This is a genomic window from Microbacterium koreense (assembly GCF_042677105.1).
Classification (GTDB): Bacteria; Actinomycetota; Actinomycetes; order Actinomycetales; family Microbacteriaceae; genus Microbacterium; species Microbacterium koreense.
This window is the reverse complement of the sequence record NZ_JBHTIM010000001.1, coordinates 2,341,943-2,359,675: the sequence shown is the minus strand read 5'-3', so window position 1 is coordinate 2,359,675 and position 17,733 is coordinate 2,341,943. Positions and strand designations below refer to the sequence as shown.

Annotated in this window: 10 protein-coding genes and 3 rRNA genes; all 13 read left to right on the top strand. The window is 64.6% G+C overall.

What is annotated here, in order from left to right:
* The first annotated feature begins 210 nt into the window (after positions 1-210).
* Entirely contained in the window at positions 211-2,673 is a 2,463-nt protein-coding gene (locus tag ACFQZV_RS11090) for a helix-turn-helix transcriptional regulator (protein WP_378749511.1), read from the top strand.
* A gap of 521 nt (positions 2,674-3,194) precedes the next feature.
* Positions 3,195-4,719, top strand: a 16S ribosomal RNA gene (locus ACFQZV_RS11085).
* A gap of 410 nt (positions 4,720-5,129) precedes the next feature.
* Positions 5,130-8,235: ribosomal RNA gene (locus tag ACFQZV_RS11080) — 23S ribosomal RNA — on the top strand.
* Between the two features lie 100 nt (positions 8,236-8,335).
* Positions 8,336-8,452 (top strand): 5S ribosomal RNA (rrf, locus tag ACFQZV_RS11075).
* The 16S, 23S and 5S rRNA genes sit together here, the layout of an rRNA operon.
* Before the next feature lie 616 nt (positions 8,453-9,068).
* On the top strand, positions 9,069-9,821 hold the full coding sequence (locus tag ACFQZV_RS11070; RefSeq protein ID WP_378749510.1) for a hypothetical protein: 753 nt from the start codon (positions 9,069-9,071) through the stop codon (positions 9,819-9,821).
* The gene (locus tag ACFQZV_RS11065) at positions 9,821-10,855 is read left to right on the top strand and encodes an HAD-IIA family hydrolase (RefSeq protein ID WP_378749509.1); all 1,035 of its coding nucleotides are present in this window, start codon (positions 9,821-9,823) and stop codon (positions 10,853-10,855) included. Before ACFQZV_RS11070 ends, ACFQZV_RS11065 begins: the two co-directional genes overlap by 1 nt.
* Before the next feature lie 41 nt (positions 10,856-10,896).
* Positions 10,897-11,052 carry a hypothetical protein gene (locus tag ACFQZV_RS11060; RefSeq protein ID WP_378749508.1) on the top strand — a complete coding sequence of 52 codons (156 nt, stop codon included), beginning with the start codon at positions 10,897-10,899 and terminating at the stop codon, positions 11,050-11,052.
* A complete protein-coding gene (locus ACFQZV_RS11055) occupies positions 11,049-11,849 on the top strand; it encodes a TlyA family RNA methyltransferase (RefSeq protein ID WP_378749506.1) in 801 nt (266 codons plus the stop codon). Before ACFQZV_RS11060 ends, ACFQZV_RS11055 begins: the two co-directional genes overlap by 4 nt.
* Positions 11,846-12,796 (top strand): NAD kinase, encoded by a 951-nt coding sequence (locus tag ACFQZV_RS11050; protein WP_378749504.1) that lies wholly within the window; start codon positions 11,846-11,848, stop codon positions 12,794-12,796. The genes ACFQZV_RS11055 and ACFQZV_RS11050 overlap by 4 nt, the downstream gene beginning before the upstream one ends.
* Positions 12,793-14,484 (top strand): DNA repair protein RecN, encoded by a 1,692-nt coding sequence (gene recN / locus ACFQZV_RS11045; protein ID WP_378749502.1) that lies wholly within the window; start codon positions 12,793-12,795, stop codon positions 14,482-14,484. Before ACFQZV_RS11050 ends, recN begins: the two co-directional genes overlap by 4 nt.
* 14 nt (positions 14,485-14,498) lie before the next feature.
* Entirely contained in the window at positions 14,499-16,199 is a 1,701-nt protein-coding gene (locus ACFQZV_RS11040; RefSeq protein WP_378749500.1) for a CTP synthase, read from the top strand.
* Positions 16,192-16,776, top strand: a complete 585-nt coding sequence (locus ACFQZV_RS11035; RefSeq protein ID WP_378749498.1) for an NUDIX domain-containing protein — start codon at positions 16,192-16,194, stop codon at positions 16,774-16,776. Before ACFQZV_RS11040 ends, ACFQZV_RS11035 begins: the two co-directional genes overlap by 8 nt.
* Before the next feature lies 1 nt (position 16,777).
* On the top strand, positions 16,778-17,701 hold the full coding sequence (gene xerD, locus ACFQZV_RS11030; RefSeq protein ID WP_378749496.1) for a site-specific tyrosine recombinase XerD: 924 nt from the start codon (positions 16,778-16,780) through the stop codon (positions 17,699-17,701).
* Positions 17,702-17,733 lie beyond the last annotated feature (32 nt).

Sequence of the window (17,733 nt, the reverse complement as noted above, 5' to 3'; positions counted from 1 at the left end):
GGCCGAGCGGCCGGGCTCCTCCACCCGAAGGAGCGCCGTCGTGCGCAAGACGAGAGTATGGCCGCCGGGGCGTGTGCGACCTCGAGTGTGCGACTGATCATCCACCCGAATCATCCGACCGCGCGTCCTGTGGCCATCGGACGATTCCCGAGCGACAATATGAACCATCGCGCGGGGACACGCGGTGACGAGTGCGAAGGGGGATCTCGCATGACCGAAGACGGCGCACTCCTCGCATCCGCGCCGGGTGCGAGGTGGCACACGATCGTGCGCGAGCGGTTCGAGGACATCTGGTCTGAGCTGCCGGCGCTCACGGTGCTGACCGCGACGCCGGGGTGGGGAAAGACGACGTGGATGCGACAATGCCGCGATGCACTTCGACGCACCGACCCGCAGTGCGAAACCGTGTGGGTGTCGACCCGGCGCGGTCTCGAGCGGCTCCTCGATCGGCCCGTCGCCGGTGCCGCGGTGGTGTTCGTCGACGATGTACTGCTGACAGAAGGCGATCAGCTCTGGTCGCGTGTCGCGACGGCGGCTCACGACGAGCGGCGTTTCGTCGTGAGCGCGATCGACCACCCGGCGAAGGAGATCGTCGACGCCGTGCCATGCCTGCACGTCATCGATGAGCGGGACCTGGCGTTCGACGACGTCGAACTCGACGAACTCGTCGTCCGCAACGACGTGCCTCCTGCGCCCGAACTCGTCCATGCACTCAGCGCCGCGGCACGGGGGTGCCCGCTCCTTGCGCGGATGCTCATCGAGCACGCGCGACGGGCGACGCTCAGCCGCCGCGCGATCGAGGCGCGAATTCCCGTCGTGGAGGCGCTCGCGGACTGGGTCAACGACCACACGGCGGGCGAGACCCGTGAACAGTCGACCTCTTTCGCGTTCCTCCGCGAGGCGGCCGCCTTCCGCAGGTTCACCTCGCAGATGCTGGTGACTGCCCGGGGCGGTAGCGGGAGGACGCATGCCCAGCGCATGTTCGCTCGGTTGCGGGCCTCGCCCCTCGGAGACATCGAGGTCGACCCGCTGACGGGCAAGGAACGATTCGTCTGGAGCCCGGCGATGTGGAGGCGCTTCGACGAGGACTTTACGCCCGAGATGCGACGGGAGCAGCTACGTTCCGGACAGCGCTACGCGTCGGCCCATGAGGGCACCGGGCTGCGGATGTTCTATGCGCTCGAACTCCAGGATTACCGTGCCGCGGAGACGCTCGCATTCCGCGACTTCCGCTACTACCAGCGCTACGGGCTGCCCGAAGTGCAGGACGCGCTCCTCGAGCTCCCGCTCGAGGACGTCGCGCGGTACCCGTTCCTGCTCGAGCTCGCCTGCGACATCCGCCTGCGGCGCAGAGGCCCGGGTGCAGCGGCCGCGCGCGGCCTGCGTGACTTCCTCGCCGTCGCACGGACGCCTGCCGACGCCACCGCGCTGACACGACTTCGATACGTCGTGCGGCGTGCCCATGCGAGTGTCACCCTCGGCGACAGGGCGACGACGATCGCGACGCTCGAACGACTGAGGTCTCTGCTCGACGCGGATGTCGACGGAGGCGGGGAGCTTCGTGTCGAAGCCGAACGCGACGCAGACGTCGCGGTGGCTGCCGCGGGCGAGCTGGCGCTCGCCTTCTGGTCGACGACGCAGGTCGACGATCACGCCCTCGCGCTGAGGGTCGTGCAGGCGGGTGTGGAGTTCTCGAGGGGGAGCGAGCTCGCTTTCGACAACGAAGACGCGCTCGCCACCGAGAGCGACTTCGCCGGACTGCGGTCGCTCGACCCCGACGGCGTGTTGGATCCCGCGAACCAGGTGAACACGCAGAGCCTGAGTTTCTTCGCGCTCGAGAGCGGGCACGACGGCGATGCACTCGACGCGCTCCGCGCGCTCTCTGACGTACCCCGCAACACGGTGCTGCGTTCAGCGGGAGACGGATTCACGCTCATGGTGCGCGCGCTGGCATCGCCGACCGGCGTTGACCTCTCCGCGGTCGATCGCATGGTCCGCCTCAATCAGGACTTCTGGGCGGACGGGCAACCGAGCACCTTCACCGCCTTCGGTGCGACGTGCGCCTATCTCGCCGGCGGCCGGCGACAAGCAGCGGAGGACCTGTGGCAGTCCATCGCGGCGGACGACTGGTTCGCCCGAACCTCGCGGGGACTCGTCGCTCTCGCCGCCGGCGACGCGCGTGCCGCGGTGTCGGCGTGTGCGGATGCGGTGACGGCTTCCACCATGCCGAGGCTGCGGACGCTCGCGGATGTCTTGCTCGCGACGGCCCTCGCGCGCGTCGGACAACTGGAGGCCGCGGCAACGCGGCTGAACACGCTGTGGCAGGTCCACCACGCGCCGCGTCTGGTGCGCTTCGCTGCGCGCTTCGTATCCGACACCGACCTCCACACGCTGATCGGATTGCCGAATCTGACGCGCACGTTGCGCGAAGCGCTGGCGGCATGCGCGGGCGACAGCCGCCCGCTGCATAGAGCGAGCGTGCCGATGTTCTCGGCGATCGAACTCGAGGTCCTCGCCCTCATGCGAGAGGGGCTCACCAATGCCGAGATCGCCGGGCGACGATTCGTATCGACGAACACCGTGCGCACGCAAGTGCAGGGCATCTTCCGAAAGCTCGCCGTCAACGACCGCGCCGGGGCCGTGGCGGCCGCGCAGCGCGCTGGACTGCTCTAGGGTCCGGAATTCCGCGGATCTCAGGCGCGACACGCCCGGGATGCGGGCTGGATTTGCCGGAACCCCAGAACCCACGTAACTTATTACTTGTTCGCCCCACAGGGAAGAGCGAGAGCCGAGAAGGCCACGCCCCCTCAAGCGGAGAACCACCCCCATCCCAAACCTCTCGTAGAGAGAACATGACCTTGTGGTCTAGGATGGGACATCCACCTCGTGGACCGCGGTCGTCGACTGCTGCTGAGGATCTGAAGATCCCAGCGAGTCGATTTGACAGACGGAACGAGAGGGATAAGATAGAGAAGTTGCCCTGCAGGGGAGGCCGAGAGGCCGAACGGCAGGAGCATCCGATCCTTGAGAACTCAACAGCGTGCACTTGTCAAATGCCAAATAACCTCGTTCCAGCTTAGGCTGGATAGAGATTCCTTTGGATCAATTCATGGATATGTCAGCAATGACATCCGACATTGGTCAGATCAAACTCGCTGCTTCGACCCAATTCCGGTCGAGGTCAGCAACATTTCTTCACGGAGAGTTTGATCCTGGCTCAGGATGAACGCTGGCGGCGTGCTTAACACATGCAAGTCGAACGGTGAAAGCGGAGCTTGCTCCGCCGGATCAGTGGCGAACGGGTGAGTAACACGTGAGCAATCTGCCCCAGACTCTGGGATAAGCGCTGGAAACGGCGTCTAATACCGGATACGAGCTACGAAGGCATCTTCAGTAGCTGGAAAGAACTTCGGTCTGGGATGAGCTCGCGGCCTATCAGCTTGTTGGTGAGGTAACGGCTCACCAAGGCGTCGACGGGTAGCCGGCCTGAGAGGGTGACCGGCCACACTGGGACTGAGACACGGCCCAGACTCCTACGGGAGGCAGCAGTGGGGAATATTGCACAATGGGCGCAAGCCTGATGCAGCAACGCCGCGTGAGGGACGACGGCCTTCGGGTTGTAAACCTCTTTTAGCAGGGAAGAAGCCTTCGGGTGACGGTACCTGCAGAAAAAGCACCGGCTAACTACGTGCCAGCAGCCGCGGTAATACGTAGGGTGCAAGCGTTATCCGGAATTATTGGGCGTAAAGAGCTCGTAGGCGGTCTGTCGCGTCTGCTGTGAAAACCCGAGGCTCAACCTCGGGCCTGCAGTGGGTACGGGCAGACTAGAGTGCGGTAGGGGAGATTGGAATTCCTGGTGTAGCGGTGGAATGCGCAGATATCAGGAGGAACACCGATGGCGAAGGCAGATCTCTGGGCCGTAACTGACGCTGAGGAGCGAAAGGGTGGGGAGCAAACAGGCTTAGATACCCTGGTAGTCCACCCCGTAAACGTTGGGAACTAGTTGTGGGGTCCATTCCACGGATTCCGTGACGCAGCTAACGCATTAAGTTCCCCGCCTGGGGAGTACGGCCGCAAGGCTAAAACTCAAAGGAATTGACGGGGACCCGCACAAGCGGCGGAGCATGCGGATTAATTCGATGCAACGCGAAGAACCTTACCAAGGCTTGACATATACGAGAACGGGCCAGAAATGGTCAACTCTTTGGACACTCGTAAACAGGTGGTGCATGGTTGTCGTCAGCTCGTGTCGTGAGATGTTGGGTTAAGTCCCGCAACGAGCGCAACCCTCGTTCTATGTTGCCAGCACGTAATGGTGGGAACTCATGGGATACTGCCGGGGTCAACTCGGAGGAAGGTGGGGATGACGTCAAATCATCATGCCCCTTATGTCTTGGGCTTCACGCATGCTACAATGGCCGGTACAAAGGGCTGCAATACCGCGAGGTGGAGCGAATCCCAAAAAGCCGGTCCCAGTTCGGATTGAGGTCTGCAACTCGACCTCATGAAGTCGGAGTCGCTAGTAATCGCAGATCAGCAACGCTGCGGTGAATACGTTCCCGGGTCTTGTACACACCGCCCGTCAAGTCATGAAAGTCGGTAACACCTGAAGCCGGTGGCCCAACCTTTTGGAGGGAGCCGTCGAAGGTGGGATCGGTAATTAGGACTAAGTCGTAACAAGGTAGCCGTACCGGAAGGTGCGGCTGGATCACCTCCTTTCTAAGGAGCATCTGAAGTCTTCGGACTTCCAGAGCCGGCATCGAGACGAACGTTCTCGACCGGTCAGCTCATGGGTGGAACATTAGACAAGGTGTCGATCGGAGATCTCCGAGCTCAGTACGCTGCTTGCAGCAGGAACGGCGAAGAAGGAACTGAACGACACATGCACGCTGTTGGGTCCTGAGGGACCGGGTGCCGCTTCGGCGGTGACTGAACCTCAGGGCCTTTTCTGGCGGCCGGCATGGCACGCGGAGAAGGTACCGCCCGTACTTTGAGAACTACACAGTGGACGCGAGCATCTTTGAGATGAATCTTCGGATTCATTTCACATAGATGATCTTTTTAGATCATTAGTCAATTTCTCGCCTGAGCTTCGGCTCGGGCGCGATTCTTTGATGAAACTCATGTGATTTCAAGTCTTTAAGAGCAAACGGTGGATGCCTTGGCATCTGGAGCCGAAGAAGGACGTAGCAATCTGCGATAAGCCTCGGGGAGTGGATAAGCACACTTTGATCCGAGGATCTCCGAATGGGGAAACCCCGCTGGGCGGCGTGCCGACCCAGTGACTCCCGCCTGAATATATAGGGCGGGTAGAGGGAACGTGGGGAAGTGAAACATCTCAGTACCCACAGGAAGAGAAAGCAACAGCGATTCCGTCAGTAGTGGCGAGCGAACGCGGATCAGGCTAAACCGAGTACGTGTGATATCCGGCAGGAGTTGCGTATTCGGGGTTGTGGGACTTTTCAGGCTGTTCTGCCGAACAGCCGGCGTTACAAGAAGGTATAGACGAACCGCATTGAAAGGCGGGTCAAAGAGGGTGCCAACCCCGTAGTCGAAATGCCTCCCTTGGCGCGAAAAGTATCCCAAGTAGCACGGGGCCCGAGAAATCCCGTGTGAATCTGTCAGGACCACCTGATAAGCCTAAATACTCCCAGATGACCGATAGCGGACAAGTACCGTGAGGGAAAGGTGAAAAGTACCCCGGGAGGGGAGTGAAATAGTACCTGAAACCGTTTGCTTACAAACCGTTGGAGCAGCCCTGGTAGCTGTGACAGCGTGCCTTTTGAAGAATGAGCCTGCGAGTTAGCGATATGTGGCGAGGTTAACCCGAGTGGGGTAGCCGTAGCGAAAGCGAGTCTGAATAGGGCGATTCAGTCGCATGTCCTAGACCCGAAGCGAAGTGATCTATCCATGGCCAGGTTGAAGCGACGGTAAGACGTCGTGGAGGACCGAACCCACTTAGGTTGAAAACTGAGGGGATGAGCTGTGGATAGGGGTGAAAGGCCAATCAAACTTCGTGATAGCTGGTTCTCTCCGAAATGCATTTAGGTGCAGCGTTGCGTGTTTCTTGCCGGAGGTAGAGCTACTGGATGGCCGATGGGCCCCACCAGGTTACTGACGTCAGCCAAACTCCGAATGCCGGTAAGTGAGAGCGCAGCAGTGAGACTGTGGGGGATAAGCTTCATAGTCGAGAGGGAAACAACCCAGACCACCAACTAAGGTCCCTAAGCGCGTGCTAAGTGGAAAAGGATGTGGAGTTGCTTAGACAACCAGGAGGTTGGCTTAGAAGCAGCCACCCTTGAAAGAGTGCGTAATAGCTCACTGGTCAAGTGATTCCGCGCCGACAATGTAACGGGGCTCAAGCACGCCACCGAAGTTGTGGCATTGACATTATTGGTAGGCCTTCGTGGTCCAGCCGTGTTGATGGGTAGGAGAGCGTCGTGTCGCGAGCGAAGCGGCGGGGTGACCCAGCCGTGGATGCGACACGAGTGAGAATGCAGGCATGAGTAGCGAAAGACGTGTGAGAAACACGTCCTCCGAAAGACCAAGGGTTCCAGGGTCAAGCTAATCTTCCCTGGGTAAGTCGGGACCTAAGGCGAGGCCGACAGGCGTAGTCGATGGACAACGGGTTGATATTCCCGTACCGGCGAAGAACCGCCCAAGCTAATCCAGTGGTGCTAAGAGTCCTAACCAGGAATGCACTGATCCCTTCGGGGTGACGGCCTCCTGGCGAACGCTCGACCCCATGCTGGTGCGGCTAGCGTATTAACAGGTGTGACGCAGGAAGGTAGCCCAAGCCAGGCGATGGTTGTCCTGGTGCAAGTGCGTAGGCCGAGTGATAGGCAAATCCGTCACTCTTATGGCTGAGACACGATGCGGATGAAAAGTGGGTGATCCTATGCTGCCGAGAAAAGCATCGACGCGAGGTTCTAGCCGCCCGTACCCCAAACCGACTCAGGTGGTCAGGTAGAGAATACCAAGGAGATCGAGAGAATCGTGGTTAAGGAACTCGGCAAAATGCCCCCGTAACTTCGGGAGAAGGGGGGCCTTCGACGTATTAGGACTTGCTCCGAAAGCGTTTGGAGGCCGCAGAGACTAGTGGGTAGCGACTGTTTACTAAAAACACAGGTCCGTGCCAAGTCGCAAGACGATGTATACGGACTGACGCCTGCCCGGTGCTGGAAGGTTAAGAGGACCGGTTAGCCGCAAGGCGAAGCTGAGAATTTAAGCCCCAGTAAACGGCGGTGGTAACTATAACCATCCTAAGGTAGCGAAATTCCTTGTCGGGTAAGTTCCGACCTGCACGAATGGCGTAACGACTTCCCAACTGTCTCAACCGCGAACTCGGCGAAATTGCATTACGAGTAAAGATGCTCGTTACGCGCAGCAGGACGGAAAGACCCCGTGACCTTTACTACAGCTTGGTATTGGTGTTCGGTGTGGCTTGTGTAGGATAGGTGGGAGACTTTGAAGCATGGACGCCAGTTCATGTGGAGTCATTGTTGAAATACCACTCTGGTCACTCTGGATATCTAACTTCGAACCGTAATCCGGTTCAGGGACAGTGCCTGGTGGGTAGTTTAACTGGGGCGGTTGCCTCCCAAAAAGTAACGGAGGCGCCCAAAGGTTCCCTCAACCTGGTTGGCAATCAGGTGGCGAGTGTAAGTGCACAAGGGAGCTTGACTGTGAGACTGACAGGTCGAGCAGGGACGAAAGTCGGGACTAGTGATCCGGCAGTGGCTTGTGGAAGCGCTGTCGCTCAACGGATAAAAGGTACCTCGGGGATAACAGGCTGATCTTGCCCAAGAGTCCATATCGACGGCATGGTTTGGCACCTCGATGTCGGCTCGTCGCATCCTGGGGCTGGAGTAGGTCCCAAGGGTTGGGCTGTTCGCCCATTAAAGCGGTACGCGAGCTGGGTTTAGAACGTCGTGAGACAGTTCGGTCCCTATCCGCTGCGCGCGTAGGAAGTTTGAGAGGATCTGACCCTAGTACGAGAGGACCGGGTTGGACGAACCTCTGGTGTGTCAGTTGTTCTGCCAAGAGCACCGCTGATTAGCTACGTTCGGGATGGATAACCGCTGAAAGCATCTAAGCGGGAAGCCGGCCTCAAGATGAGACTTCCATGCCTTCGGGCGAGAGGCTCCCAGCCAGACTACTGGGTTGATAGGCCGGATGTGGAAGCGTGGTAACACGTGAAGCTGACCGGTACTAATAAGCCGATGACTTGATAACACACCTTCCTGGTGCTTGCGTCCACTGAGTGGTTCTCGATGTACGGTCGAGAACCGCACGACAATGACTTTGTCTGTGCAGACTGAAACATCAATAGTGTTTCGGCGGCCATAGCGTGAGGGAAACGCCCGGTTACATTCCGAACCCGGAAGCTAAGCCTCACAGCGCCGATGGTACTGCAGGGGGGACCCTGTGGGAGAGTAGGACACCGCCGGACTTCTTTCGAGAAATGGCCACCCAGAGTTGGGTGGCCATTTCGCGTTTACGGGCCGTTTTCTACGGCATCCGGGGAGGATGAAGTTATGAGTGACGACCGTCCGTCTGACGACGAGTCGCGCGATCGCCGTGATGATCGGCGAGGCGACTCACGCAATCGTCCCTACGGTGAGCGGCGATCCGGATCTGATCGCGGCGCCCGTCGCCCGTCCGATGACTCTGGTCGTTCTTCCTCTGGTCGCGGCGATGGCGCTCGCCGGGATCGCGAGCGAGACGATCGCCGCGGCCAGCGTGGACAGGGACGCCCCTCGGGAGGGCGTCCGGCTCGTGATGACGCTGAGCGTCGCCGTTCCGGCCGGCCTGATCGTGAGGGCGGGCCCCGCGGTTCGGGCCGAGCCGATCGCGAGACCGGGTCGCGCGGGTACACACGCGATGGCGGCACACGCGGGCAGGGGCGCGACAGTTCGCGGTCGGCGCCGGGCCGTTACGGCTCCGGCAGCGGAGCCGGTCGGGCACGCTCTCAGGGCGGCGGCCGATACGACTCCGCTGACCGGCGTGCACCGCGCGATCTCGCCGAGGACCTGCGTCCGGTTCGCGCGCGGCACGACGACCCCGAGGTGCCGGACGAGATCACGCCCCGTGATCTTCACCCGAGCGCCCGCAATGAACTGAAGACCCTCAGCAAGGAGAACGCCGAATGGGTGGCTCGTCATCTCGCGATGGCTGCACGCCTGATCGACGATGATCCCGAGGCCGCACATCGACACGCCCTGTCGGCGTCGCGTCGTGCGGGTCGCATTGCCATCGTCCGCGAGACCTTGGCGATCACCGCGTATGCGACCGGTGATTTCGCGCTGGCGTTGCGCGAGTTGCGAACCTATCGCCGCATCTCCGGTCGCGACGACCAGATTGCCTTGATGGTCGACAGTGAACGCGGCGTAGGACGCCCCGATCGGGCTCTTGAGCTCGGACGCTCGGTCGACCGCACGGCGCTTGCGGCCTCGGTCCGAGTCGAGCTTGCCATCGCGATGTCGGGGGCTCGGCTCGACCTCGGTGAGCCCGAGCGCGCATTGCTTGAGCTCGACATCCCCGAACTCGACCCGTCACGCGCGTTCGAGTGGAGCCCTGCACTGTTCGCGGCGCGGGCCACGGTGCTCGACGAGCTCGGAAGATCCGACGAGGCAGCAGACTGGGCGCGTCGGGCCGTGGTCGCGGCCGATGCGCTCGACGCGGCGAGTGGTGTCGACGATCTCGAGACGATCGAGATCGACGAGATCGACGAGATCGACGAGATCGACGAGACGGCTGACGACGAGGGCAACGGCGAGAGCATCGACGCGGACGCCGCCGACGGGCAGGCACACGGCTGATGGCGTTGTTCGGGCGTGCCAGGCCGTCGACCCCGCTCGAGGATGTCGACGTCGTGCTCGCAGATCTCGACGGGGTCGTCTACGCCGGGGCGGGGGCGCTCCCGTACGCGGTTGACAGCCTTGCTCGCGCGGGGGCGACGCGCCGGCTCGGGTACATCACGAACAATGCCTCCCGCACCGATGCATCGGTCGCGGATCATCTCTCGGCGTTGGGATTGACCACGCGCCCCGACGAGGTGGTGACCAGTCCTCAGGCGGCCATGCGGTTGCTCGCGACGCTGATCCCCGCCGCGTCCACGGTGCTCGTGGTCGGCGGTGAGGGACTCGAGACGGAGGTGCGCAAAGCGGGCTTCGCCGTCACTCGCAGTGCAGACGACGCGCCGGCGGCGGTCGTTCAAGGATTCGCGCCTGAGGTGGGCTGGGTCCACCTCGCCGAGGCTGCCTATGCGCTGGCCGTTCCTGAGTCCGAGGGCGGTATCCCCTGGATCGCGACGAACACCGACTGGACGATCCCTCAGGCACGCGGAGTCGCCCCCGGTAACGGCACGCTCGTGTCGGCTGTCCACACCGCGGTCGGTCGGCTGGCGACCGTCGCCGGCAAACCCGAGGTGCCGATCTTCGAAGAGGCCGTCGCGCGGTTCGGCGCGCAGCATCCGCTCTTCTTGGGCGACCGCCTCGACACCGACATCCTCGGCGCGAACCGTGCCGGCATCGCTTCGGCGCTCGTCTTGACGGGAATCGATCGTCCGAAGCACCTGCTCGCTGCCGCTGCCGATCACCAGCCGACGTACATTCTCGGTGATCTGCGCGAGCTCCACGAGCCGTACCCCGAAGCACGCATCCGTGATGGCCTCGTGACCGTGCGCGACGCGCGCGTGCGGATCGACGGTCCCGACGTGCAGATCCTCGCGGCCGGCGACCGCCCGATCGACCTGCTCCGTGCGGGCGCGCGTGCGATCTGGGACACGGGACGGGCGATCTACGGCTTCCGCGTTCCCGAGCTTCTGTACGCCGATCCGTTCCATCGGCCGTGAGCTTGCCGACACGTGGCGCAACCGCGTCGTATTCTGACCGCATGGATGGTGCCAACGAGACCCCTTCTGATCTGCTCTCGAATCTCGAGGTGATCGAAGCCCAGCCATTGGCGACGCGCGCCGCGGCGTATGAGTCCCTCCACGATGCGCTCGCGCGCAGACTCGATACCGACCCGGGCGCCGGTCCCGCCTCGTGACGAGCAGGTTGGATGCGGCGCTCGCAGCCCGTGGGCTCGCGCGCTCCCGCACCCACGCCGCATCTCTCGTCACCGAGGGCGCGGTGAGTGTCGACGGCGTGTGCGTCGTCAAGCCGTCGACGCGCGTGTCCGATGAGGCGGACCTCGTCGTCGCCGGTGCCGATCATTACGTCAGTCGTGCCGCGCACAAACTCCTGGCGGCGTTGGACGCTTTCGGCATCGTCCCCGCGGGGCGGTCTGCGCTGGACATGGGGGCGTCCACGGGTGGGTTCACCCAGGTGTTGCGAGAGCGGGGAGCCGCACCCGTCGTTGCCGTCGACGTCGGGCATGGCCAGCTCGCGGCGCCCGTTGCCTCGGACGACCGCGTGATCGTGGTGGAAGGCTTCAACGTGCGCGACATGACGCCCGCGTCGCTGCGCGAGGTGAGTGGGCTGGAGGCGCCGCCCTCGTTCATCGTCGGTGACCTCTCGTTCATCTCGCTCGGGCTGATCCTGCCTGCGGTGCGGTCGGTGATCGCTGACGACGGAGACGCGGTGCTGCTGGTCAAGCCGCAATTCGAGGTCGGACGTACAGCGGTGAAGGGCGGGCTCGTCACCAACCCGGTGCTCAGGGCGGACGCGGTCACGCGCGTGTTGTGGGAGGCGTGGGACGTCGGATTCGGAACACTCGGAGTGATCTCCTCCCCACTGCTGGGCACCCACGGCAACGCAGAGTTCCTCGTCCACCTCGCGCCGGGTCGCGGCGACAATCCGACAGAATGGTTGAGCACCGTGAACCGACTGGCGGGGAGCCCATGAGAGATCCGCAGCGCAGCATACTCGTCGTCGCGCATGCGCGCCGGGACGACACTCTGCAGGCTGCCGAGCGCGTCATCCGCTCATTGCAGGACGCCGGAGCGCAGCCGGTGTTGGCCGCCGACGACGCGCGCGAGCTCGCCGCGGAGCTGCCGACACTCGCCGATGTCGCGATCCTCGGCCGCGACGCCGCCGTCGATGACATCGAGCTGGCAATCGTGCTCGGGGGGGATGGGACGATCCTGCGTGCGACCGAGTTGGTCCGCGCCGGCACCGCACCGGTCCTCGGAATCAACATGGGTCACGTCGGTTTCCTCGCGGAGATCGAGCGCGACGAGCTCGACGATGCAGTGCGGCGGGTGATCGCGCGCGACTATCGCGTCGAGGAGCGGCTCGCCTTACAGGTGCGCGTCAAAGATGCGCACGACGACGTCGTGTACGAGACGTGGGCGCTCAACGAGGCGACCGTCGAGAAGGCCAGCCGTGAGCGGATGCTCGAGGTGGTCATCGAGGTCGACGGTCGGCCGCTGTCGTCATTCGGCTGCGACGGTGTCGTCGTTTCCACCCCGACCGGCTCGACCGCCTACAACTTCTCCGCCGGAGGGCCGGTGATCTGGCCCAGCGTCCAGGCTCTCTCGGTCGTTCCGCTGTCCGCCCACGCGCTGTTCGCCAAGCCGCTCGTCGTCGGTCCCGAGCACGCCGTGGCGATCGAATTGCTCGAGCGCACCGGTGGCGTCGGCATCCTGTGGTGTGACGGCCGGCGCTCGCACGAACTGCCCCCCGGTGCGCGGGTCGTGGTGCGCCGCTCCGACCGTCCGGTGCGTCTTGCGCGCCTGCATCCGGCTGAGTTCACCGACCGCCTCGTGCGCAAGTTCCAGTTGCCCGTCATCGGGTGGCGCGGCCCCGCAGCGATCACGGGCACCATTCGCACAGCGGAGCCCGACGCGTGATCGAGGAGATGCGCCTGCGCGACCTCGGAGTGATCGCCGAGGCGACCCTGCCGATCGGTCCGGGCTTCACCGCGATCACCGGCGAGACCGGGGCGGGCAAGACCATGGTGGTCACCGGGCTCGGCCTTCTGCTCGGCCAGCGAGCTGACTCGGGCGCCGTGCGATCCGGTGCCCGGCAGGCGTCGGTCGACGGCGTGTGGGTCGTCGACGACGACGGACCCGTCGCCGAGCGCGTGCGTGAGGCCGGGGGTGAGGTCGAGCCGTTGGGCGATGGTCGGGCGGAACTGCTCGTCGGCCGGTCTATTTCGAGCGAAGGGCGAGGCCGTGCGTCCGTCGGCGGCCGCGCCGCTCCTGCCGGAGTCCTCGGCGACCTCGCAGAACACCTCGTGGTCGTGCACGGTCAGTCCGATCAGCTCCGTCTGACGTCGGCTGCCGCCCAGCGCGAGGCGCTCGACCGCTTCGGGGGTGCGCCGGTCGACGCGGCCCGTGCGACCTATCGCGACGCGTTCGACCGGTGGCGGCACCTGGATTCAGAATTGCGTTCTCTCGTCGATGACCGCGCGGGGCGGGCGCGCGAGGCAGAAGAGCTGCGTGCGACGATTGCCGAGATCGAACAAGCCGCACCCGTCGCGGGCGAGGACGCTGAGCTCGCCGTGCGCGCGGAGCGCTTGGCCAACGCCGAAGACCTGCGGGCGGCCGCCGCGACCGCGCACGCGACTCTATCGGGCGACGGAGAACAGCCGGATGTGACGATTCTCCTCGCGGAGGCGCGGCGCGCGCTCGAACGGGTCGACGACCCGGTGTTGACGGATGCCGCGCAGCAGGTCGCGGATCTCGGCTATCGCGCCACCGACGTGGCTGCCACCCTCGCGGGGTACCTCGCCGATCTCGACGAAGCAGGCCCGCATGAACTGGCCGCGGTCGAAGAGCGGCGGGCCGTGCTCGGCGGCCTCGTCCGCGCGCACGGCACGTTGGAAGCGGCGATCGAGCTGCTCACCTCCGGCTCCGCGCGCCTGATGGAGCTCGATGACGACGGCGAACGCGTCGAGCGGCTCGAGAACGAACGCGCGTCGGCCGCATCCGTCCTCGACGATGCCGCGGCGGCTCTGACTGCGGCTCGGACCGAGGCCGCACGTCGGCTCTCCGAGGCGGTGACGGCCGAACTGCATGACCTCGCGATGCCGGATGCCCGCGTCGAGGTGTCGGTGACGCCGGGCGCCGCGTCGGTGACGGGACGGGACGACGTGGCCATTCTGCTTGCGCCGCACACCGGGGCGCCGCTGCGTCCCGTCGCCCGGGGAGCCTCGGGTGGTGAGCTGAGCCGAGTGATGCTTGCGATCGAGGTCGTCATCGCCGCGACCGACCCCGTGCCCACCTTCGTCTTCGACGAGGTCGACGCCGGCATTGGTGGTGCCGCGGCCATCGAGGTCGGACGGCGCCTCGCGAGGCTCGCGCGCTCGTCCCAGGTCATCGCGGTGACCCACCTCGCTCAGGTGGCCGCGTTCGCCACCAACCATCTCTCCGTCGTGAAGGCCGGCGACGGGTCGGTGACCGCATCCGACGTGCGCCGGCTGGACGGCGACGCACGAGAGGCCGAGATGGCACGTCTGCTGTCTGGGATGCCCGACAGCGACGCTGCTCTGACACATGCCCGAGAGTTGCTCCGTCTCGGCGACGAGACCGACTGATAGGATAAAAGCCCGTGACCGAGACTTCTGATTCTTCCCACGGCAGCGCCTTGAACGACACCCCACGGCACATCTTCGTGACCGGAGGTGTCGTTTCGTCGTTGGGTAAGGGTCTCACCGCCGCGAGTCTCGGCAATCTGCTCACCGCCCGCGGGCTTCGCGTGGTCATGCAGAAGCTCGACCCGTACCTCAACGTCGATCCCGGGACGATGAACCCGTTCCAACACGGTGAGGTCTTCGTCACCGACGACGGTGCCGAGACCGACCTCGACATCGGCCACTACGAACGGTTCCTCGACATCGAGCTGAACCAGGCGGCGAACGTCACCACGGGTCAGATCTATTCGCAGGTGATCGCGAAGGAGCGTCGGGGCGAGTATCTCGGCGACACGGTGCAGGTGATCCCGCACATCACCGACGAGATCAAACGCCGCATGCGTCTGCAGGCCACCGAAGAGCCGCGACCCGACGTGATCATCACCGAGATCGGGGGCACCGTCGGCGACATCGAGTCTCAGCCTTTCATCGAGTCGGCGCGGCAGATCCGCCACGAACTCGGACGAGACAACGTCTTCTTCGTGCACGTGTCGCTGGTGCCGTTCATGGGGGCTTCCGGTGAACAGAAGACCAAGCCCACACAGCACTCCGTCGCCGCGCTGCGCTCGATCGGTATTCAGCCCGACGCGCTCGTGTTGCGCAGTGATCGCCCCGTGACCGAGTCGAACAAGCGCAAGATCGCTTTGATGTGCGACGTCGACGAGCGCGCCGTCGTGAACGCGGTCGACGTGCCGTCCATCTACGAGATCCCGACGATGCTGCACGAGCAGGGGCTCGACGACTACATCGTGCGTGCGTTGCGTCTCACGCGAGCTGACGACGTCGACTGGACCCGGTGGAATCAGGTGCTGCGCGCCGTCCACAACCCGAAGCACGAGGTCACGATCGGGCTCGTCGGAAAGTACATCGACCTGCCCGACGCCTATCTGTCGGTGACGGAGGCGCTGAAGGCCGGGGGGTTCGCGCAGGAAACCCACGTCAACATCCGCTGGGTCCCCTCGGACGAATGCGAGACGCCCGAGGGCGCGGCGAAGGTGCTCGGTCCGCTGGATGGGATCGTGGTGCCGGGCGGGTTCGGCATCCGTGGCATCGAAGGAAAGATCGGCGCGCTGAAGTTCGCGCGGGAGCAGGGCATCCCCACCCTCGGGATCTGCCTCGGACTGCAGTGCATCGTCATCGAGTACGCGCGCAACGTTGCGGTTATCGACGGGGCGTCCTCCAGTGAATTCGACCCCGACACGCAGGCGCCGGTCATCGCGACGATGGAAGAACAGGTCGACATCCTCGAAGCCGGCGACATGGGCGGCACGATGCGTCTCGGGCTGTACCCCGCGGCCCTCGCCGAAGGGTCCATCGCCGCGGAGGTGTATGGCTCGACGACCGCCTCCGAGCGTCATCGCCACCGGTACGAGGTCAACAACCGATATCGCGACCAGATCGCCGAGGCAGGTCTCGTCTTCTCGGGCATCAACCCCGACCTCGACCTCGTGGAGTACGTGGAACTGCCCCGCGATGTGCATCCGTACTACATCGCCACACAGGCCCACCCCGAGCTGCGGTCGCGGCCGACCGACGCGAACCCGCTGTTCCGAGGGCTCGTCGCCGCAGCGGTCGACCGTCACAGCGCCGGCGAACTGTTCGACGTCGACAATGACTGACCCCGGGGCGTTGCGCGACGAGCCCGTCGACGCGCAGATCGTCGCGAGCGACCTCGTGTACGAGGGACGCGTGTGGGACGTCCGCAGCGATACCGTGCGGTACGGCCAGACCGACATCGTGCGGCAGTACGTCGACCATCCGGGCGCTGCCGCCGTCGTCGCGGTCGACGACGATGAGCGCGTCCTCGTCATCCAGCAGTACCGGCATCCGATTCGTCACCGCGACTGGGAGATCCCCGCGGGCCTGCTCGATGTCGCCGGTGAGCCGCCGCGCGAGACGGCCCGCCGCGAACTCGCCGAAGAAGCCGACCTCGTCGCTGAACGCTGGGACGATCTCGTCAGCGTGTTCACCACCCCCGGCGGCAACGACGAAGTCGTGCACCTGTTCTTGGCGCGGGGACTCTCGCCCGCCCCCGAGGTGTTCGCGCGCGAAGACGAAGAGGCGGACCTCCGGCTGGAATGGGTGCCGTTGGCGGATGCCGTCGCCGCCGTCCTCGACGGGCGGTTCCGCAACGGAATTCTCGCCGTCGGCGTGCTCGCCGCCGCTGAACGGCTGCGCGCGTCGACCGGAGACTGAGATGCGCACCGAACGCGCGGTCGACGCGTTCCTGCGGCACAGCGCCATCGAGCGCGGTCTTTCGGAACACACCATCGCCGCGTACGGGCGGGATCTGGCCGGATACGTCGCCTGGCTGGAAGAGCGAGGCGTGACCGATACCGACGACATCACCGCAGACGAGGTCGCGGCGTTCATCGCCGACCGGGCATCGGCGGCGCCCCCGATGGCGGCGTCGAGCCTCGCCCGACTCCAATCGTCGGTGCGCGGTCTGCATCGGTTCCTCGTGCGCGAAGCAATGGCGCTCGAGGACGTGACGGCGGCGCTGAGGCCACCGAAGCAACCACAACGGCTGCCGAAGGCGCTCACGATCGATCAGGTGGAACGGCTGCTCGTCGGCGCCGGTCCCGCGCCGAAGGATGCCGCGCCCGGCGACCTGATCGGCATGCGTGATCGGGCGCTGCTCGAACTGCTGTATGCGACGGGTGCCCGTGTGTCGGAGGTCATCGGTCTCGACGTCGACGACCTCGCGCACGGCGACATCGTGCGGGTGCGGGGCAAGGGGGCGAAGGAGCGGATCGTGCCCGTCGGTTCCTATGCGCGGGCTGCGGTCGACGCGTACACCACGCGTGCGCGGCCGGAACTGTCGCGGCGCGGACGCGCCACCCCCCGGTTGTTCCTCGGCGCGCGTGGAGCACCCCTGTCACGCCAGAGTGCCTGGCTCGTCCTGCAGGCAGCGGCCGAGAAAGCCGGGCTTGCCGCGCACGTCTCGCCGCACACGCTTCGTCACTCCTTTGCCACCCACCTGCTGCAGGGCGGAGCCGACGTGCGCGTGGTGCAGGAACTGCTCGGTCATGCCTCGGTGGCGACCACCCAGATCTACACCCACGTGTCGGTCGATGCGCTACGAGACGTGTATGTGACGTCACATCCGCGCGCGCGGTGAGCGGGCTTTTCGGCGCACCGACGCGGACGCGG